Origin of the sequence: Pseudomonas sp. KSR10 (assembly GCF_022355455.1) — a bacterium.
Lineage (GTDB): Bacteria > Pseudomonadota > Gammaproteobacteria > Pseudomonadales > Pseudomonadaceae > Stutzerimonas > Stutzerimonas stutzeri_E.
The window spans coordinates 228332-248825 of sequence record NZ_JAKOEN010000022.1; the positions used below are offsets into that span (position 1 = coordinate 228332).

Annotated in this window: 17 protein-coding genes and 1 pseudogene; 4 read left to right on the forward strand and 14 right to left on the reverse strand. The window is 59.7% G+C overall.

Going from position 1 to position 20494, the window contains the following annotated elements:
* The 12 genes and pseudogenes from MCB86_RS18770 to MCB86_RS18825 all read right to left on the reverse strand — a co-directional run.
* Window positions 1-210: hypothetical protein (locus MCB86_RS18770; RefSeq protein WP_239611843.1), on the reverse strand; the 210-nt coding region annotated here is incomplete at its 3' end.
* A gap of 120 nt (window positions 211-330) precedes the next feature.
* Window positions 331-729, reverse strand: a complete 399-nt coding sequence (locus MCB86_RS18775) for a hypothetical protein (protein WP_045163270.1) — start codon at window positions 727-729, stop codon at window positions 331-333.
* Window positions 719-2062, reverse strand: a complete 1344-nt coding sequence (locus MCB86_RS18780; RefSeq protein ID WP_239611844.1) for a hypothetical protein — start codon at window positions 2060-2062, stop codon at window positions 719-721. Before MCB86_RS18780 ends, MCB86_RS18775 begins: the two co-directional genes overlap by 11 nt.
* Before the next feature lie 173 nt (window positions 2063-2235).
* The gene (locus MCB86_RS18785) at window positions 2236-2781 is read right to left on the reverse strand and encodes a hypothetical protein (RefSeq protein WP_239611845.1); all 546 of its coding nucleotides are present in this window, start codon (window positions 2779-2781) and stop codon (window positions 2236-2238) included.
* A 345-nt stretch (window positions 2782-3126) separates the two neighbouring features.
* The gene (locus MCB86_RS18790) at window positions 3127-3651 is read right to left on the reverse strand and encodes a hypothetical protein (protein ID WP_239611846.1); all 525 of its coding nucleotides are present in this window, start codon (window positions 3649-3651) and stop codon (window positions 3127-3129) included.
* 272 nt (window positions 3652-3923) lie between these two features.
* A pseudogene (locus MCB86_RS18795) lies at window positions 3924-4050 on the reverse strand (transposase); the annotation flags it as partial.
* 208 nt (window positions 4051-4258) lie between these two features.
* Window positions 4259-4504, reverse strand: coding sequence for a hypothetical protein (locus MCB86_RS18800; protein WP_239611847.1), 246 nt, complete (start codon window positions 4502-4504; stop codon window positions 4259-4261).
* Window positions 4505-4754: 250 nt separating this feature from the next.
* A complete protein-coding gene (locus MCB86_RS18805; protein ID WP_239611848.1) occupies window positions 4755-5801 on the reverse strand; it encodes a hypothetical protein in 1047 nt (348 codons plus the stop codon).
* Window positions 5802-5921: 120 nt separating this feature from the next.
* Complete coding sequence (locus MCB86_RS18810; protein WP_239611849.1) at window positions 5922-6443, reverse strand: transposase; 522 nt, start codon at window positions 6441-6443, stop codon at window positions 5922-5924.
* A gap of 182 nt (window positions 6444-6625) precedes the next feature.
* On the reverse strand, window positions 6626-6850 hold the full coding sequence (locus tag MCB86_RS18815; RefSeq protein ID WP_015277493.1) for a DUF2188 domain-containing protein: 225 nt from the start codon (window positions 6848-6850) through the stop codon (window positions 6626-6628).
* 440 nt (window positions 6851-7290) lie between these two features.
* The gene (locus MCB86_RS18820) at window positions 7291-8544 is read right to left on the reverse strand and encodes a ribonucleotide-diphosphate reductase subunit beta (RefSeq protein WP_239611850.1); all 1254 of its coding nucleotides are present in this window, start codon (window positions 8542-8544) and stop codon (window positions 7291-7293) included.
* 328 nt (window positions 8545-8872) lie between these two features.
* Complete coding sequence (locus MCB86_RS18825) at window positions 8873-11767, reverse strand: ribonucleoside-diphosphate reductase subunit alpha (RefSeq protein WP_239611851.1); 2895 nt, start codon at window positions 11765-11767, stop codon at window positions 8873-8875.
* Between the two features lie 735 nt (window positions 11768-12502).
* On the opposite strand from MCB86_RS18825, the gene MCB86_RS18830 reads away from it, so the two are divergent.
* On the forward strand, window positions 12503-13225 hold the full coding sequence (locus MCB86_RS18830; RefSeq protein ID WP_045162967.1) for a winged helix-turn-helix domain-containing protein: 723 nt from the start codon (window positions 12503-12505) through the stop codon (window positions 13223-13225).
* Window positions 13222-14844, forward strand: a complete 1623-nt coding sequence (locus tag MCB86_RS18835; RefSeq protein WP_239611852.1) for an ATP-binding protein — start codon at window positions 13222-13224, stop codon at window positions 14842-14844. The genes MCB86_RS18830 and MCB86_RS18835 overlap by 4 nt, the downstream gene beginning before the upstream one ends.
* Window positions 14845-14908: 64 nt before the next feature.
* Here the strand turns inward: MCB86_RS18835 and MCB86_RS18840 are convergent, their stop codons facing one another.
* Entirely contained in the window at window positions 14909-15622 is a 714-nt protein-coding gene (locus MCB86_RS18840; protein WP_239611853.1) for a 4'-phosphopantetheinyl transferase superfamily protein, read from the reverse strand.
* 56 nt (window positions 15623-15678) lie between these two features.
* The gene (locus MCB86_RS18845; RefSeq protein ID WP_239611854.1) at window positions 15679-16578 is read right to left on the reverse strand and encodes an HTH-type transcriptional regulator ArgP; all 900 of its coding nucleotides are present in this window, start codon (window positions 16576-16578) and stop codon (window positions 15679-15681) included.
* 123 nt (window positions 16579-16701) lie between these two features.
* Here MCB86_RS18845 and MCB86_RS18850 point away from each other — a divergent pair, with 123 nt between their 5' ends.
* Together MCB86_RS18850 and MCB86_RS18855 are read left to right on the forward strand one after the other, a co-directional pair.
* Window positions 16702-17328, forward strand: a complete 627-nt coding sequence (locus MCB86_RS18850) for a trimeric intracellular cation channel family protein (protein ID WP_239611855.1) — start codon at window positions 16702-16704, stop codon at window positions 17326-17328.
* Window positions 17329-17455: 127 nt separating this feature from the next.
* Window positions 17456-20209 (forward strand): response regulator, encoded by a 2754-nt coding sequence (locus MCB86_RS18855; RefSeq protein ID WP_239611856.1) that lies wholly within the window; start codon window positions 17456-17458, stop codon window positions 20207-20209.
* The last annotated feature ends 285 nt before the right edge of the window (window positions 20210-20494 follow it).

Sequence of the window (20494 nt, forward strand, 5' to 3'; positions counted from 1 at the left end):
TGGGCCACATTTCTTGACTCGGACATATTCAACGGCAAAGCGGCCCCACATTATGAAAAGTACCGGTACAACCAACCATATCTCGGAGCGCTTCATTTCGGGCAATGCGAACAGCAACAGAACGCCGACCGTCGTGAGGATGGCAAGGGTGATGAATTTGTAGAAATAGACGCTCTGGAACTCCATGAGGGTTAGAAAGCGAGTGTCCATGCGCGGTTGTCCCTTGAGATCTACAATCGAGTGCTGATGGGCTATGGGTGCATTGGAGCAGAGTGGAGTTTTGTCGCGCTATCCAACCTTGAAAAATGTGGTCTGCCCCCTATTTTTCGATCAGCTTCCAGTGAGTTTTAGCAGGCCAACCGCCAGACACAGCCACGCCATGCCGACACATGCAAGCTTGGTCGATAGGGTCATAAGGCGGCGCAGCGAGCCGGGAAAGTTGCTTACATCGTTGGCATCGAGCACACCTTTTCGGACATTGAATTCTGAGAGGAGCAAGGCCCCGCTGAGCGAACTGACCAAGTAGCATCTCGAAGCCAGACTTGTTGTGCCCACGATCTGCTGCTGTCTGGCCCAGGCGCTGTTTGGAAGCGCTGAGAGCATCGTGTCGAAATGCCGTGAACAGGCGATGTAAATACCAATGGCCACACCAGACAGTCCAATCACGAAAGGGGCCAGCAAAAACAGAAATGCTAGTCCAGGATGCCATGTATCGATATCAAAACTCATGGTCGCGTCCACTTGTAAAGTAGTTCTCCACCTTTCTCTCCAGAACCGCCGCCAATTGCTCCTCCTGCAGCCGAAGCTCCGCCAACACAACCAAGGCACAGGCAACACCGCCGATACCGCCAGAGCCGAGTCCGATGGCTGCGCAAATAGCCGGTGCAGTGCCGCCCCCGATCCAAGCGCCGACGGATCCACCACCCAACGCCCCAGCAAAGTTACCCGTCTCGGTAAACCGAATCTTCTGACACGCCTGAGTTTCGCCTGCCTGACAAACCTCTTGGACCTTCAATGCAGAGGCCGTACCGCCCAAGGCGATTCCGATATGGCTTCCATTTCTTAGGTACTTTGCCGCCTTGGCAATTTCATCCATATGGGTGGCGTAGCCAGGGATTTGGCCTGGCGCGCCGCCTTTACTCCAATGGTGCACCAAGCTACGGGTGGAAATGCCAAGGTCTTGGCGCAGAGTTGGGTAGTTACCCAATCCCAGCTGCTTGCCAAGAAAGGTTGCCTTCAGCTGGTTGTCGAGCTGGCGGTACAACTGTTGGCGGGACGTGAAGAACTGCTGGCTGCGCAGATGACCATGCGCTGCGAACTCGCGCTGATGGAGGTATTCGATATCGCGCAGCGTGCTCTCGATTTGCTTCAAACCGTTCCCGAGCATGTCGGTGCCAAGCCCCAGCGACCCGCTTGCGCCGCCCACCATCAAAGCGATTTCAGCTTGATGCTCGGCCATGAAATTAGCTTCGCTCTCGCTCAATGGCTCCAGGGCTGTGCGCACCTTCGCGGCAGCAGTCATCAGGTCAGCTTCTTCGCGTGAGCAAGCGGCTGGATTGATCAGGTTGCCGAGAACGAACATTTCGCCGGCTTTGAAGCCCTTCGCGAAGGTTGGATTTAGCGCCTTGATGCGATTGACCAGATGTTTGTGGGGCGCATCGGCGAACAGCCTGGCGAGCACCTGCTCGCCAGACATGCTGCGCGGCACTCTGTAAAAGCCCGGCGGCAAGGCCTCGGGAAGCTTGAGCATATCGGGCGGGGGCCAGTCCGAAAGCTCTGGAGTAGTTTCGACCTTCTGCTCCCAGGCAGCAAAGGAGGCGCCACCGTTACCTGGCTTGGTCTTTGGCAGTTCCGCCTGGCGGCTCCAACCGCGGTCTGGCGTCCAGCTGGAGTCGCGGTTGCCGGTGCTGTCTGCCTTCCAGCCGGTGTCCAGGTCCCAGCCCTGATCGAACGGGTAGGCCGCGTCTTTGAGGTTGTCCGTCCCCATGGATATCTTCCCTGTGCTGTTGAATCGGGGGCAGTCTATCTGTTTGAAGTCCTTTGCTAACCAGCTCCTGTTCACGAAAGTTGCGTCTGGTGCGGCCAGTGGTTTTCCGTTCGGAGTCACTACTGGCCGGTATCACTGTCGCTTCTTTCTGGCCACTTCGCACACCGTGCAAGGCGAAGCCTGTCGTCAAGGCTGACGAAAGTGTGGAGGCGACCCAGCGAAGGGCTAGAAAATAAATCTGGCCAAATTTAATTATTTCCGGTGCTGCGTATCGCTCGAGAAAGATCTCTTCCAAAGCTTTTCATATTGAAGCTGTTCTTTGTAGTAATCTTCTCGTTGTACATTGAGGTGTATTCCAGCGTAAGAGACAGATCGTGCTCGCTCAGCAATTTGGCTACTTCTAATAGGCAGCGTGATGATTCGGCTGATGTTAGTTTTATTAGATGGATTTCTTTGTTTATGGGTATGACTGAGCCTCGCGGAATCCATGACTTGGAAAAGCACAAGTCATCGATGCCTATAGGTTTAAATGCCTGTTCCCATATATCCTTGGATAGTAGATGGGAAGTGCCGTCTATGTTTATCGTTGCTTTATTTAGTATTGCAGGCCCAAGTCCGTAATTTGAAATATATATCCCATTTCGCTTGTTAGGTCCTTCAAGGTAAGGCGTGCTTTGAACGTATGGTCTTACGGAGAGACGATTATGCTCCCGTGACGCATAACCTTGCCATACCGAAACTGCAAGTGCGAAAACGGAAATGCTAACCGTTGCTATGGTTACTAATTTGTTCATTTCGCGCCTTATCTTAGATGTCTTAGTTAGTTACGAGTGATTACGTTAATCTTTAACGTACGGTAAAATTTTATTCAAGTTCAGTTCGGAAATTTTCGGTTTAAGAGATTCGCTTATGAGGCGGTCCGCGGAGGTTGGCGGCTCGCCGTGCAAGACGAGACCTGAGGACCGGACAAGGCCGGTGTGGCGAAATGCAAGCAGGCGGGGGACAAGAAAACAAATGTCCCTTTTCTCAGGTGGCTCGTACCGTCTCGCGGAAACCTGTCAGTCGGGGCGAGGAAAATATGAGCAAGTAGGGTGGAAAACGGCGGAGCCTTTTCAACGCGTGACTTTCAGGCTGCCTCGCTAAACCGAACGTCCCGCATCATGGTTTGGCTGTGATGTGAGGCTCTTTGTCTTGGCCGCAAGAACAGCAGCCTGAATCGCGCTCAACGTTTTCTTGCCCGCCGGGTATTCGAGCACTTTGCTCTCAGCCAGGGTGTAAACGCGCTCGCCGTTGTTCAGCGTGACCTCCAGAAATGCCAGGTGATCCGTCCACGAGCGATAACGGCGCACCATGAACAGGCTGTGTTTGGAGGTAATCGAGCGAATGCGGGTCAAGGGTATTTGCCGGTGAGCCGCGTCGCGGGTAATCACCAGCTCATCGTTATGGATAAACGCAGGGCCACATTTCTTGACCCGGATATATTCAACGGCAAAGCGGCCCGCCAGGATGAAGAGTACCGGCACAATCACCCGTATCTCGGAGCGTTTCATTTCGGGCAAAGCGAACAACAACATAACGCCGCTCGTCACGAAAATGGCGAGCGTAATAAATCGATAAAAATGGACGTTGTGGAATTCCATTAGGGTCAGAAAGCGGGTGTCCATGCGCGTGTTATCCCTCGAAGTTGTTTAAGAGCGCCGATGAGCTATAGGGCATTTGAGCAGATCAGGGCGCTGGCTGCGCTAGCCAATCTCGGAAAACGTGGTCTGCCCCCCGGTTTCTTGTGGTTGCTTCTCAACAGACATTTGGCCGCAGCTTTGAATCGTTATAAGAAGGCGTTGCGCCCCATCGGGCGCCTCACTTTTCTTTGCTGCCGGAGCGCAGGCTGGCGCGAAGAAAAGTAAGCAAAAAAGAACGCCCACGGGGGTGGCGTTCCTCTGGTGGCTCGTACCGTCTCGCGGTGAAGGTCAATGTGACGGACAAGAAGTCGCTTCGGCGGTTGCGCAAATTGACCGTGAAGAAATAGGTTGCGCCCGGCACTAGGGGCGGCGGTATCGAGACATGCGGCTCATCCTTGAGCGTGTGTTGGCGGTAAGTCCATATCGGTGGATAAGCAAAGCGTTATCCACCCTACGCCATCTCACCCGCCCACACCGCCGACGCATCGACGTTGCCCGAGCGTAGCGTGGAAAACGGCGAAGCCTTTTCCACGCGTTTCTTCCAGGCTACCTCGCTGTTCCCTTTTCCTAGGAAGTTCCCCGTCGTTTCCGGCTACCTCGCCGCCAGAAAAAGTCCAACGATCAGAAAGATAATTGCCATAAAGGCCAGATGGAGTAGGGCGCCGTCTTTGAATTTATAAACCGTACCGTCCTTTTTGGCGTAAACATCTCCAGTCAGCGCGATAAGAATCGTGACTGGTAGGCAGAGCAGCAGTGTAAGTAAGACGAACCAGCGCTTTCGGTAAATGGGTACGGCTTCATATGACAGACGCGTTTTTTCGAAACGTTTGATATCCATATTGATGACGCTCCTAGTGTTGGCGCGGCGGCAGTCCCTCATTAGCAAAGGCGCCTCTTTAGCGCGGCAAATTCTACATACGTGATGCTTTCGAAAAAGTGAGCTGGTCTGTGTTCACGCTTCTTGCAAGCACAGAGAACCTAGCGGCTGCCATTATCAATGCGGCTATCCCGCCGGCTTAGCCAGGTAGGGTGGAAAACGGCGAAGCCTTTTCCACGCGTTGCTGCGGGCTACGCTGCCAGCCCATGCGTTACTCAGCTGGTTTGATTATTGCCCGAACGAACCTGGAAGGGATTTGCACAACGCGGTTGTCGCGCCGCAGGATCAATGTCTCGCCAAGGGACCATATAACTTGGACGTTATTCATTACACAAGTGCCATCCAAGGGCAGATGCTCCATTGGCTCATCGCAAAAGCCAGGTTCGAACAGAATCGATTCGGCTCGAAAATTACCCAACCCCAATGCATGCACAGTCTTATCGGGCAAAGTGGTTAGCAGGCCGCTGTAGAGTGCAATCACTAGTGCGAAGAAAATCGAAAAGTGCAAAGCGGCGTTCCAACCCGCAATGAAAACGAACGCGCACAACGCTGCAATGAGCGGAACGACTAGAACTACAGCTACGTAGATTGCCCACCTCCACACGCCGATCTCAAAGCCTTCAATGATCGGAGCGGATTGACCGAGCGTAAAGGTCGTCAGGAGTCCTGCAATCATCACCCCAATGTCTGCCGTCCACATGTATCGAAGAAAGCTGAATGGCTTCAGTTCGAAGACGATTTGGATGATCAGACCGAACAAAAGTGTGACCGCTATCGGGACCAGAACGACTGATAACGGGAATAGTGATGGCGCCAGGATTAGCACGGCCATCAGGCCTAACGTGCAAGCTATGAACGGTCCCCCAGAGACCAGGCTTACTAATTTAAGTACCCACCAACCTCGACGGTCCTCCAGATACGGCAGTGAGTACTTGAGATCGTCTTTGACCTGTTTGTGCTGGAGAAATTGGTAATAGATCCATATGCCTGGGCTGAACAGCGCCAAAACAAGCAAGCCGATAATCGTGAATCCAATAGCGGCCGCGGCGATTAGTAGTGATGAAAATTGGAACAGATCGAAGCTCGGATAAAACTGATGACGGTAGAAATAGAGAACAAATATCGCGAAGCCGAACAGTGGTGGTCCGGCCTTGAGAATGATCGATATATACCGACTGAGAAACGCGCTCGATGATTCAAGAAAGCGGTCAAATACCTCTTCATCTGACGCTGGCTGGTCGATCCATCGTTGTTGCATCACGTCATCCTTGAAGCCGATTCGAAGGCGGCCAAGCTACGGGAGCGAGCGGAGCGCTGCAATATACATCGCGCGGAATGCGTTGGTTCTTACCTTGGGTCACAGCGTATGGCCTTGTGCTTAAGGCATTGGAGCAGGCAGCTCTTCCCCGCCCCAGTCGTTGGGATAAATCCCAGCCCTGACGGCACGATGGAAACTTGAGTAGGGCCAATCGGCGACGCGGGTAACCCATCCATGCTTCAGCGGGTTGAGGTGGACATAGTCGACGTGATGGCGGTAATCGCGTTCGTCACGAATCAGATGCTCCCAATAGCGCCGTTGCCAGATCCCTCGCTCACCACGGGATCGTTGCGTTGCCGTCAGCACCTCCGTTTTTGGTAGCCGCCTTGCAAACGCAAACTTGATGACCTTCCAGCGCAGCGCGAAATCGGCGTCGCCGTCGGGTAGCGTCCAGACGCAGTGCATGTGATCAGGCAGGACAACCCAGGCATTGATATGGAGGGGGTGGCGTTCTCTGGTGGCGCGAACCGTTTCGCGCAGCAGGTCGACATGGCGGACCAGCAGATCGCTTCGGCGGTTACGCAGATTGACCGTGAAGAAATAGGTTGCGCCCGGCACTTGGGCGCGGCGGTATCGAGACATGGCGGCTCATCCTTGAGCGTTGTGTTGACGGGAGGTCGGTATCGGTGGATAAGCAAAGCGTTATCCACCCTACGCCATTTCACCCGCCCGCATCGCCGACGCATCGACGTTGTCGGATGTAGGGTGGAAAACGGCGAAGCCTTTTCCACGCGTCACTTCCAAGCTACCTCGCTGGCTTAGGGTCATCCCTTTGGAGGAAATGGGTCGTTTCCGTAGCTGTTTCGCTCGCGGATTTGACCTTGCTTGTTGTGGACCAAGACCTCGCTTTGCTGGTTGGTCGCAATGCCTCGTGCGTGCTCGATAGCTTCTCGTTGGGTATCGAACTGTTTGGTAACTTTACTGTTGCCAGCGCCTCGAACAGCCCATTTATCATCATGCGGGACAACATGTTGGTTCTTGCGTGTCATGGTAAATACCTCTGTGTGACTATGGTTGAGAGAGGCGGTTTACACCGCCTCTCTGCTTGGGCTACTGCTTCACGAAGAAGCAGAAAGGGCGCCCGTCTTTGCGGCGCACATCTTTGCCGCTCCGCCAATGTTTGAAGGACATACAGAACACAGCTCTGTAGCCTGGCGGTGGAGTTGGGGTTCCGCTCATGGCGAATACCTCTTGTCCGAAGTCGTTGACACCACCCGTTGAATGACCATAATCACGCAGCGCATTTGCTCAAATGCTACGTGATTGAGGCCCAATCTTCAGTCGCGGCCCGTGCTTGCAGGCTTCGCTTTCAAACACGGTCAAGACCCACGGCGGCCCCTAGGAAGGCTTCCGTGGGTTTCTTGTTTTTACATCCTCGAAATCGCTATTTTTCGATAGTCAGCGCGTCCTTGCGCTACGCGATTTTTGATCAATCCCAGCTCAACGCCCCACCCGTCTGATACTCAATAACCCGCGTCTCGAAGAAGTTCTTCTCCTTCTTCAAGTCCATGATTTCACTCATCCACGGGAAGGGGTTGGTGGTGCCTGGGTACTCTTCCTTCAGGCCAATCTGCGTCAGGCGGCGGTTGGCGATGAATTTGAGGTAGTCCTCCATCATCGAGGCGTTCATGCCGAGGACGCCGCGGGGCATGGTGTCGCGGGCGTATTCGATTTCCAGCTGCGTACCCTGAAGGATCATCTGGGTCGCTTCGTCCTTCATGGCGGCGTCCCACAGGTGCGGGTTTTCGATCTTGATCTGGTTGATCACGTCTATGCCGAAGTTCAGGTGCATGGACTCGTCGCGCAGGATGTATTGAAACTGCTCGGCGGTGCCGGTCATCTTGTTGCGGCGGCCCATAGAGAGGATCTGGGTGAAGCCGCAGTAGAAGAAGATGCCTTCAAGTACGCAGTAGTAGGCGATGAGGTTGCGCAGGAATTCTTTGTCCGTCTCGACGGTGCCGGTCTGGAAGGTCGGGTCGGAGATGGAGCGGGTGTACTTGAGGCCCCACGAGGCTTTCTTCGCGACGCTCGGGATCTCGTGGTACATGTTGAAGATCTCGCCTTCATCCATGCCCAGCGATTCGATGCAGTACTGGTAGGCGTGGGTGTGGATCGCCTCTTCGAAGGCCTGGCGCAGGATGTACTGGCGGCACTCGGGGTTGGTGATCAGGCGGTACACGGCCAGCACGAGGTTGTTGGCGACCAGGCTGTCGGCGGTGGAGAAGAAGCCAAGGTTGCGCTTGACGATGCGGCGCTCGTCCTCGGAGAGGCCGTCCGGCGTCTTCCACAGGGCGATGTCGGCGTTCATGTTCACTTCCTGCGGCATCCAGTGGTTGGCGCAACCATCCAGATACTTCTGCCAGGCCCAGTCGTACTTGAAGGGTACGAGCTGGTTGAGGTCGGCGCGGGCGTTGATCATCTGCTTGTCGCCGACGTGAACGCGGGCGGATTCGCCTTCGAGTTCGTCGAGGCCTTCCTGGATGTCGAGGTCGTCCAGGGCTTTCTTAGCGCGGGCGACGGCTGCGGAGTCGTCAGAGGCGACGGCACGGGCTTCTTCGACGGAGCCGGCAGCGTCCTGGTCGAGCTTGGCGGGAGATTCAGTCTTTGCGGCAGCGGCTTGCGGGGCGGCCTGCGCGGTGGCGGTGGTGGTTTCTTCTTCGTCGAATTCGTCCCAGCTCAGCATGGCGGTTTCTCCTGATTGGGGACCGGTCATGGCCGGTCGAAAATATTGGGTGGCTTTTGGTTGTGCACGCAAAAGCGCGGAATGTGTTGTGTCTGTGGGCAGCGGAGTGGTGCCCATCGGTGGATGCAAAAGGCGGCATCCACCCTACGAGTTACGTTGCCCCGGAGTAGCGCTTATCAGCGCAGCTCTGTGTGAGCGCGAAGCTGAGCGAGGCAGCGCTAGGCGTCTGCCAAGTCGGAGCCCCTGAGCGTACAGCTGTACGTGATGAGGGCCGGCTTGGCGGACAACAACGCGCGGTCCGCTCAGATTCGTGCGTCAGCCAGGCTCCTTATTGGCAGGCTTCGCAGTCTGGCTCATCAATGGCACAGGCCTTCGGCACCGGTGCTGGGCCTGCGGCCATTTCTGGAGCTGGCGCAGCTTTCACCGGAGCAGTGCTGGCGCTGCCGTTGCCACCGCTGGACACGGCGTTGAGCTTGCCGGTGTTGACGGTGGACTTCTCGGTGCTGGTCGCGGCCAGGGCACGGAGGTAGTAGGTGGTTTTCAGGCCACGGTACCAGGCCATGCGGTAGGTCACGTCGAGCTTCTTGCCGCTGGCGCCGGCGATGTAGAGGTTCAGCGACTGAGCTTGGTCGATCCACTTCTGGCGGCGGCTGGCGGCGTCGACGATCCACTTGGTTTCCACCTCGAAGGCGGTCGCGTAGAGGTCTTTCAACTCCTGCGGGATGCGCTCGATCTGCTGCACGGAACCGTCGTAGTACTTGAGGTCGTTGATCATGACCGCGTCCCACAGACCGCGCGCCTTGAGGTCGCGAACCAGGTAGGGGTTGATCACAGTGAATTCGCCCGAGAGGTTCGATTTCACGTAGAGGTTCTGGTAGGTCGGCTCGATGGACTGCGACACGCCGGTGATGTTGGCGATGGTCGCGGTCGGCGCGATGGCCATGATGTTCGAGTTACGGATGCCGTTCTTGACGCGGGCACGTACCGGGCCCCAGTCCAGGGACTCGGTCAGGTCGACGTCGATGTACTTCTGGCCACGCGCTTCGATGAGGATCTGCTGCGAATCCAGCGGCAGGATGCCCTGGCTCCACAGCGAACCCTGGAAGGTTTCGTAGGCGCCGCGCTCGTCGGCCAGGTCACAGGAGGCCTGGATGGCGTAGTAGCTGACCGCTTCCATGGACTTGTCGGCGAAGTCGATGGCGGCATCGGAGCCGTAGGGGATGTGCTGCAGGTACAGCGCGTCCTGGAAGCCCATGATGCCCAGGCCCACCGGGCGGTGCTTGAAGTTGGAGTTACGCGCCTGCGGCACCGAGTAGTAGTTGATGTCGATGACGTTATCGAGCATCCGCACGGCGGTGCGCACGGTGCGCTCCAGCTTGGCGGTGTCCAGCTTGCCGTCGACGATGTGGTTCGGCAGGTTGACCGAGCCCAGGTTGCAGACGGCGATCTCGTCCTTGTTGGTGTTGAGCGTAATCTCGGTGCAGAGGTTGGAGCTGTGCACCACGCCGACGTGCTGCTGCGGGCTGCGCAGGTTGCACGGGTCCTTGAAGGTCAGCCATGGATGGCCGGTTTCGAACAGCATGGAAAGCATCTTGCGCCACAGGTCTTTGGCCTGCAGGGTCTTGTAGTTCTTGATCTTGCCGTATTCGATCAGGGCTTCGTAGTACTCGTAACGCTCCTCGAAGGCCTTGCCGGTGAGGTCGTGCAGATCGGGTACTTCGCTTGGCGAGAACAGCGTCCACTTGCCGTCGTCGAAGACGCGCTTCATGAACAGGTCCGGAATCCAGTTGGCGGTGTTCATGTCGTGGGTACGGCGACGGTCGTCACCGGTGTTCTTGCGCAGCTCGAGGAATTCCTCGATGTCCAGGTGCCAGGTTTCCAGGTAGGCGCAGACCGCACCCTTGCGCTTGCCGCCCTGGTTGACCGCAACGGCGGTGTCGTTGACCACTTTCAGGAAGGGCACGACGCCCTGGGATTTGCCGTTGGTGCCCTTGATGTAGGCGCCGAGTGCGCGCACCGGGGTCCAGTCGTTCCCCAGGCCGCCGGCGAACTTGGAGAGCAGGGCGTTATCGCGGATGGCGTCGTAGATGCCGCCCAGATCGTCCGGCACGGTGGTCAGGTAGCACGACGACAGCTGCGGACGCAGGGTGCCGGCGTTGAACAGGGTCGGCGTGGAGGCCATGTAGTCGAAGGACGACAGCAGGTTGTAGAACTCGATGGCGCGGGCTTCGCGCTGTTCTTCCTCGATGGCCAGGCCCATGGCGACGCGCATGAAGAAGATCTGCGGCAGCTCGAAACGCACGCCATCCTTATGGATGAAGTAGCGGTCGTAGAGGGTCTGCAGGCCGAGGTAGGTGAACTGCTGGTCCTGCTCGTGGTTGATTGCGGCGCCCAGCTTGGCCAGGTCGTATTCCTTCAGGCGCGGGTCGAGCAGCTCGAATTCCACACCCTTTTCCACGTAAGCCGGCAGCGCCTTGGCGTAGAGGTCGGCCATTTCGTGATGGGTGGCGGCCTCGGCGACTTCCAGGAAGCTCAGGGCCTCGGCACGCAGGGTGTCCATCAACAGGCGGGCAGTGACGTAGGAGTAGTTCGGCTCACGCTCGACCAGGGTACGGGCGGTCATCACCAAGGCGGTGTTGACATCGGTCTGCTCGACGCCGTCATACAGGTTCTTCAGGGTTTCTTTCTGGATCAGTGCGCCATCGACTTCTTCGAGGCCTTCGCAGGCTTCGGTGATGATGGTGTTCAGGCGGCCCAGATCCAGCGGTGCCATGCTGCCATCGGCACGCTTGATGCGGATGCTCGGGTGCGCTTCGACCGGTGCGTCGACTGCACCGCGCTTGCGCTCCTGGCTGCGCGATTCACGGTAGATCACGTAGTCGCGGGCGACCTTCTGCTCGCCGGAACGCATCAGGGCCAGTTCGACCTGGTCCTGGATTTCTTCGATGTGGATGGTGCCACCGGAGGGCATGCGGCGCTTGAAGGTGGCAGTGACCTGTTCGGTCAGGCGCGCGACGGTGTCGTGGATGCGCGACGAGGCGGAGGCATTGTTGCCTTCCACTGCGAGAAACGCCTTGGTGATGGCGACGGTGATTTTGTCATCGGTGTAGGGGACGACTGTACCGTTGCGCTTGATCACGCGCAGCTGGCCCGGCGCAGTAGCGGCCAGGTCCAGCGTGCTGTCGGCTGCCTGCGGGTTCTCGCGAATGGACTCGTTCTGCATGGGGTCTCCGGATTCTCTCTGTCTCGGTGCACGTTTGGTGGCAGGCCGGCTTCATGGGCGGCCCTGTCGGGTATTGCTTGTTTCTTGCATGAACCATGCCCCGGCGAACCGGCGCATGGGTGTCTCGATAAGGGGTAACGATCCAGCACTGGAGGTGGCGAATCGAATGTCCCGAAGCATAGTCAGGCGTTGTGAAGTTCACAACCTCAAAACACAACATGTAGTGTGATGCACTTGGCGCGTGCGCTACTGCTGGTCTTGAGCGAAATCAACGTTGGGCTCCGCAGGGGCGCGGCCTGCGGCATCGATCCATTGCGCTCGGCGCGGGCGCGAACCGGTCAAAAATCAGAGCGAATTATTTTGCTTGCTTTTTTCGGCGTTTGTGTCTGTGCGGCGCTTTTAACCCCATATGTAGGGTTCTGGCGTCCAAGGACGACACGATAGTGCCGGTTTTGGGGCAACGCAAGGCGTTCAAGAGGAACAACCTGTGGATAACATGTGGGTGGTTTGTGGGTGAAAAGCGCTGGCACGCGGCCAGCCCGCACGGGCAAAGGCTTGCGCCGCATCCGACGAAGTACCAAGAGTTTTCAAGGCCTTGCGGGCTGCTCTCGATAAAGCGGCTAACACTACATGTTGTGTTTATTGCAAGCCCTTTCATGAGGCTCGTCTGACGGCCGGGCTTGAGTACAATGGCGCGCCCCTCGTTGGGCGTGGCGATGCTGTGCGGAGGCGCGAATGGATCAGGAAGCTTGGCGAATTCTCATCGTCGAAGATGACCAGCGGTTGGCAGAGCTGACCCGTGAGTATCTGGAAAGTAATGGCATGCAGGTGTCGATCGAAGCGAACGGCGCTCTGGCGGCCGAACGCATCATCGCCGAGCGGCCCGATCTGGTGGTGCTCGACCTGATGTTGCCAGGCGAAGACGGGCTGTCGATCTGCCGTAAGGTGCGTGATCGCTACGACGGCCCGATTCTGATGCTGACGGCCCGCGCCGACGACCTCGATCAGGTGCTGGGACTCGAGATCGGCGCTGATGATTACGTTTGCAAACCGGTGCGCCCGCGGCTGTTGCTGGCGCGTATCCGAGCATTGCTGCGCCGGCGCGAGGGTACCGATGCCACGCCTGCCAGCGGTACCAAGCGTATCCAGTACGGCCCGCTGGTGGTCGACAGCGCGCTGCGCGAGGCCTGGCTGCGAGGCGAGGGGATCGAGCTGACCGGGGCAGAGTTCGACCTGTTGTGGCTGCTCAGTTCCAACCCCGGGCGGATCATGTCCCGCGAGCAGATCTTCGCCGAGCTGCGCGGCATCGAATACGACGGCCAGGATCGCTCGATCGACGTTCGCATTTCGCGAATCCGTCCCAAGATCGGTGATGATCCCGATCATCCCCGCTTGATCAAGACAGTGCGCGGCAAGGGCTACCTGTTCGTTTCCGAAGCGGCTGAAGCGCTGCAGTGAACTCCATCTTCCTGCGCATCTACGGCGGCATGCTCGCCGTCCTGGTGCTGGTCGGACTGCTGGGCGCCGGCGGCCTGCATCTGCTCAACGAGGTGCGCGCCGATAAGCATCGCGAGGCGCTCGCCAGTGGCACCTTTCGCCTGATGGCGCACAACATGAGCAACATGACGCCCATCGAGCGGCGCCAGGCGGCCAATCTCTGGGGGCGCTTGCTGGGAATTCCGCTGCGCGTGCGTACGCTGGAAGACATCCGTCTGGAGAGTCGCCTGGAAGCGCGGCTGCTGAACGGGCAGGTGCTGGTCGAGCAGATCCGGCCGAACAGCGTGACGATCTTTTCCCTGGTCAGCGCCGAGGATCATCTGGCCCTGACCGGTGAGGTGGAGCAGCTCAGCGAGCAGTTGGCGCGCGCCACCATCTACCTGCTGATCGACGAGCTGATTCGCTATCCCGAAGCCGAGCAACGTCGGCGTCTGGCCGAACTCAAGCAGGCGCGCGGCTTTGGTTATGATCTGGAACTGCTCACCCGCGACAGTGCCAGCCTCGATGACGATCAGCGCCGCCGGCTCGATGAGGGTGACACGGTGATGGCGCTGGTCGGTGGTGGCGAGGCCATCCAGGTGTTCGCAGCGATCGCCGGGACGTCCTGGATCATGGCGCTGGGGCCGTTGCATCAGATGAATCCCTATCCGCCCGAGCTGCTGGTATTGATCGGTGTGCTTGGCCTGTCATTGATCGGGTTAACGGTCTATCTGCTGGTGCGTCATCTGGAACAGCGTCTGCGCGAGGTGGAAAGCGCCGCCACGCGCATTGCCAGTGGCCATCTGGAGGCCCGCGTGCCGGACGCCGGCACCGATTCGGTCGGACGACTGGCGAAGGCGTTCAACGGCATGGCCAGCCATCTGCAGCGCTTGCTGGCGGTGCAGCGGGAGATGGTCAGCGCAGTGGCCCATGAGCTGCGCACGCCGGTCGCGCGTCTGCGCTTCGGGCTGGAAATGGCCGGCTCGGCCCAGAAGCCAGAGGCGCGGACCAAGTACCTGGAAGGCATGGACGGTGACATCGATGACCTCGACCGGCTGGTGGACGAAATGCTGGTGTATACGCGTCTGGAGCGCGGTTCGCCGGAGCTCACCTTCAAAGCGGTCGACCTCGAGGCCTTGGTCGATCAAGTGATCGGTGAGCTGGCACCGCTGCGCGCCGATGTGCGGGTCGAGCGCGGGCCCTGCGTGCCGGCCGATGATGGCAGCAGCGTCGTCGAGGCCGAACCGCACTACCTGCGCCGCGCCTTGAGCAACCTGATCACCAACGCCATGCGTCATGCCGAAACACGGGTCCAGGTGAGTTTCGTGCTCGATGCCGAGCGGGCGCAGCTGATGGTCGACGATGATGGACCGGGCGTGCCGGAAGAGGCGTGGGAAAAGGTGTTCGCGCCGTTCCTGCGCCTGGACGACAGCCGCACGCGCGCCTCCGGCGGACATGGCCTGGGGTTGTCCATCGTAAGGCGGATTTCCTACTGGCACGGCGGCCGCTCGCAGATCGCCCACAGTGAGCTGGGTGGTGCGCGCTTCAGCCTGGTGTGGCCACGGAAACAGACGGATTCACGGCGCCCGGCGCGGTCATAGACCCATCCTGCGTGGATCAATCTCATCGAGCCGCAAGCGCCATCATTGCCTTGCTCGAAAGCGGTCAGACCGGAATGCTGACCAAACTGAGCAGGTAATCCTCGAACTGCGCGAACTGGCCCTCCAGCTCGGTGCCGGTCTTCCATTCTTCAGACAGATCGTTGAGCAGGCGCAAGCGAGCATGCCCATCGGTGCCCTGATGGATCAGTTCGGCTTCGTGGAAGTAGAAGCGCGTCTTCACCAGTGGGTAGAGCGCCTTGAACAGGCTCTCCTTGATCGAGAAGGTCAGGGTCACTCGCAAGGCTCGCTGTGCATCGTCGAGCCCGGTGCAGGCTTCCAGTTCCAGCGGGGTGAGGATTTCTTCCGCCAGGCGGTCAGCGCGTGCTGTCGGCAGCAATTTTTCCACATCGAGGCCCAGGCCGCGCCACTGATCGCTTCGTGCCGCGACCACCGCGGCCCAGCCGGCGCCATGGGTGATGGAGCCGACCACGTCGGCCGGCCAGATGGGCGAGCGGTCCTGTGCAATCTCGGGAATCGCCGCCACGCCGGTGACTCTGCGCAAGGCCTCGTGGGCACAGATGCGACCGGCGAGAAACTCGGTCTGGCGCTTGCTCACCGCGCGCATGGCGGGAAGGCCCCAGCGCTGGAAGTCTTCGGGGTCGAGCTGGTCGGGATCGAAGCGGGTACTGAGCAACCGCACGCCGGGAAGGGCGCGTGGCAGCGGCCAGTGATCCTGCAACGGCGAGCAGCAAGCGGGATGTTGCGGAGGTCGATTCATGGTCGCTAGTGTGCCTCAACCGATGCTGTGAACGCAGGCCCGATGCGCTTGGCGGGCTATTCGGTGGGTCGCGCAAGGATCCTGGGCGCTGCCTCGATAATCTGCCGCGAGAGGTTTTCCATCCGCGGCGATTGCACCTTCCAGGTGTGCCAGTACAGCGAAATATCCAACGGCGTATCCGCGGCCAGGTCGACTACCGCACCTTGCGCCAGTGCATCGTGCAACAGCAGTTCCGGCACCATGCCATAGCCCAGCCCGCAGCGGATCGCATGGAAGCGTGGCTCGGCGCCGGGTACGTAGTGGCTGGGATAGGCGCCTTCGGGAAGCCCCAGCTGGCGCAGCAGGAAGGAGGAAGTGAGTCGGTCCTTGCTCGTGTACGCCACCACCGGCGCCTTGCGCGCGGCATGGCGGGTCAGGCCATGGGCGAAGTATTGCTGGCGGAATGTAGCGGACGCCACCAGGCGATAGCGCATGTTGCCCAGCGGGCTTGCCGTGCAACCGCGCATCGGTTTGGGTTCGGTGCTGATGCAGCCGATCGCCAGGCCGGTTTCCAGCAGGTTGTAGGTGTGATCCTGGTCTTCGATGGTCAGGTCCAAGAGCACCCGCTCGCGAATCAGTACCTTGGCTAGCGCCGGGAAGAACCAGGTGCCAAGGCTATCGGCGTTGAGTGCGGCGACCACCACCAAGGGGGCATCGCTGCGTTCGGCCAGGTCCGCCATCAGGTCGGCTTCGAGCAGCGAGGCGCGCTTGAGGTACTGCATCAGCCTCTGACCGATTTCGGTAGGGCGGCAGGGCCGGCTACGCACCACCAGTGCGTTACCCAGCGCGCTTTCCAGGGCGCGTACACGTTGCGAAATCGCCGGCGGCGTCAGGTGCAGGCGCAGCGCTGCCTGTTCGAAGCTGCCGGTCTTGATGACGGCGCGAAAGGCTTCGGTCTGCTTGGGATCGAGATTCACGCGCTGGCCCTCTGATTAAGAAAATATTCGTATAGCCTAAATTTACTTAGCTACGCCGATCTAACCGGAGTGTGCCCCATAATTGCGCGCCTTTCAGCGTTCCGCACCCTTTGGAGTCGAGCCGTGACCTTGTTGCACATCATCTATCTCATCGCGATTACCGCCGAAGCCATGTCCGGCGCCATCATGGGCATGCGCCGCGGAATGGATCTGTTCGGCATCTGCATGCTGGGAACGGTCACCGCGCTGGGTGGCGGGACCGCGCGCGATGTGCTGCTGGGACACTATCCAATCAGTTGGATTGCCAATCCCGAGTACCTCGGTTTCACCGTCGGTGCGGCCATCGTTACCGCCATGGTGGCGCGGCACATGCATCACCTGCGGCAGGTGTTTCTGCTGGTTGACGGATTGGGCCTGGTGGCGTTCACGGTAATCGGCTGCGGTGTGGCGATGGAGGTGGGCGTGCACCTTTCGATCGTCGTGCTGGCCGGCGTGATCACCGGCGTGTTTGGCGGGCTGCTGCGCGACATCCTCTGCAACAGGGTGCCGATGGTGCTGCGGCGCGAGCTGTATGCCACGGTGGCGCTGTTCACCGGTGTGCTCTACGTCGCGCTGTTGTGGCTGGGCGTCGACAACACCATCGCCTCGCTCGCCACGCTTTGTGCCGGCTTTCTGTTCCGAGTGCTGGCGATGACCTTTGAGTGGCAGCTTCCCGGCTTCCAGGGGCGCGATATCCGCGGCTTGGACTGAGCAGCGGCAAACTGCCCGGCGCTGATCCATTGGTTGCTCGCTCCCCGTCGCTAGAAGGATCAGCTAGGCAGATTCCCTTTCTGCGAGCCGCTACACTAGCGGCCTGGCAACCAGGGGGAATGGATCCGTGCTTAAAGACCTAGGAATAAAGAGTCGCGTGCTGGTGCTGATATTGCTGCCCAGCACGGCGCTGGCCGTGGCGCTTGGCGTGTACTTCACATGGATGCAGTTGGCGGAGATGCGTCACCAGCTCGACGAGCGCGGCGAGCTGATTGCCGAGCAACTGGCGCCTCTGGCGGCGCCTGCCATGGCTCAGGGCTATGGCAAGCGTCTGGAGCGGATCCTCCAACAGGTGCTGGATCAGCCCGACGTGCGGGCGGTGTCCGTCCTGGATCTCGACCGCAACCTGCAGGCCCACGCAGGGCCGAACATGATCACCCCCTCGCCGCCGAGCGATCCTGAGGCCCTCACCCAGGTCAGCAGCGTCGACACCACACGTATCCTCCTGCCTGTGCTCGGCAAGCATCTGAACCTCGCCACGGACAATCCCAACGACGACCTCCGTCAGATCGGCTGGCTGGAACTGGAACTGTCGCACCAGGGCACGTTGCTGCGCGGTTATCGCAGCCTGTTCACCAGCCTGCTATTGATCGGCGCCGGGCTGATCATCACCGCGCTGCTGGCGTTGCGCATGAGTACCGCGATCAGCAAGCCGCTGCACAAGGTCAAGGTAGCGGTGGCGCAGCTCAAGGACGGCTATCTGGAAACCCGGCTGCCACCGCTCGGCAGCCACGAAATGGATGAGGTCGCGGCGGGCATCAATCGGATGGCCGAGGCGTTGCTCAGTGCGCGTGAGGAGCTGCAACAGAGCATCGATCAGGCCACCGAGGACGTGCAGCAGAACCTCGAAACCATCGAGATTCAGAACATCGAACTGGACCTGGCACGCAAGGAGGCGCTGGAAGCCAGTCGGATCAAATCCGAATTCCTCGCCAACATGAGCCACGAGATCCGCACCCCGCTCAATGGCATCCTCGGCTTCACCCATCTGCTGCAGAAGAGCGATCTCACGCCGCGTCAGCAGGACTATCTATCGACCATCGAGAAATCCGCCGACAGCCTGCTGGGAATCATCAACGAGATCCTCGACTTCTCCAAGATAGAGGCCGGCAAGCTGGTACTCGACAGCATCCCGTTCAACTTGCGCGACCTCATCGAGGACACCCTGACCATTCTCGGCCCGGCGGCGCATTCCAAGCATCTGGAGTTGGTCAGCCTGGTCTATCGCGACACGCCGCTGTCGCTCGTCGGCGACCCGCTGCGGCTCAAGCAGGTGCTGACCAACCTGGTCAGCAACGCCATCAAGTTCACCAACGAAGGCACCGTGGTGGTCCGCGCCATGGTCGAGGACGAGCGCTCGGATCGCGCGCAACTGCGTATCAGCGTGCAGGACACCGGTATCGGCCTGACCGACCGGGACCTGCGCGCCTTGTTCCAGGCCTTCAGTCAGGCGGATAACTCGTTGTCACGCCAGCCCGGAGGTACCGGGCTCGGGCTGGTGATTTCCAAGCGCCTGATCGAACAGATGGGCGGCGAGATCGGGGTCGACAGCATTCCGGATGAGGGCTCTGAATTCTGGCTCAGCCTGAGCCTGCCCAAAGCCCGCGATGATATCGAGGATCTGCCTCGGGCGGCGCTGTTGGGGCGCACGGTCGGCTTGCTGGAGGGACATCCGCTGGCGCGTCAGGCCTTGCAACATCAGCTGGAAAGCTGCGGCTTGGAAGTGTTGCCGTTCGATACGCTTGACCAATTGCAGGAGGCGGTGGCCGCGGCGCAGGCGAGTGAGACGCCGATCGAAATTGCCGTGCTCGGCGTGGCGCATCGTGAAATCGCACCGCAGCAGCTCTGTCAGCGGCTGTGGGAATTCGAAGCGCTAGGCTGCAAGTGCATCGTGCTTTGCCCGACCAGCGAGCAGGCGCAGTATCACGAAGCCCTGCCCGAGTCGCACACACATACCCAGCTACAGAGCAAGCCGGCGTGCACTCGCAAGCTGCAGCGGGTGCTGCTCGATCTGCTGCGCCCGCCACAGACGCCGCCCGAGAGTCTGGCGCTGCCCGATACGCGTCCGCCTCGCGTCCTGTGCGTCGATGACAACCCGGCCAACCTGTTGCTGCTGGAAACCCTGCTGATTGATATGGGCGGCGAAGTCGAAGCGGTGAGCAGTGGGCCGGAGGCACTGGAGGCGGTCAAGCACAAGTCCTTCGATATGGTGTTCATGGATGTACAGATGCCCGGCATGGACGGACGCCAAACCACCGAGGCGATTCGCCGTTGGGAGGGGGATAGCGGTCAACCGCCGATGCCGATCATCGCGCTCACCGCGCATGCGCTATCCAATGAAAAGCGCTCGCTGTTGCAGAGTGGGTTGGACGATTACCTGACCAAGCCGATCAGCGAGCTGCAACTGGCCCAGGTGGTGTTGAAGTGGACCGGCTTGCCGCTGTCGCGCAGCTTCCTGGCCGTGCCGGTGGAAGTGCTACTACCGGAAAACAACCTGAAGGTGCTGGACGCGGAAGAGGGGCTGCGCCTGGCGGCGGGCAAGGCCGATCTGGCGGCAGATATGCTGAGCATGCTGCTGGCATCGTTGGAGGACGATCGGCAGGTGATTCGCGAGGCGCGTCTTTCTAATGATCGGCAGGCGATGATCGATCGGGTGCACCGTTTGCACGGCGCCACCCGTTATTGCGGCGTTCCGCAGTTGCGGGCGGCCTGCGAGCGCAGTGAAACCCTGCTGAAGCAGAACCATCCGAGCGCTGCGCAGGCGCTGGATGAGCTCGACAGCGCCATCGAACGCCTGGAAGTAGAGGCTCGCGTCGTCTAGCGCGACGTCGTCGACCCCTCATTCGGCCCGAGGTCGGGCCTCCCACAGAGGTGACGCAGGACGCCGCTATTGTGGGAGCCGCGCCCCCGCGGCGAATGGGCTGGCGCGCGCACCGAGCCGGCGTGATCAGGCGTGCTCAACATCATTCGGCCCGGGGTCGGGCCTCCCACAGAGGTGACGCAGGAAGCCGCTTTTGTGGGAGCCGCGCCCCCGCGGCGAATGGGTTCGGCGCGAACACGGGGTCTGGCGTGATCCGGTCAGGCGTGCTCAACATCATTCGGCCCG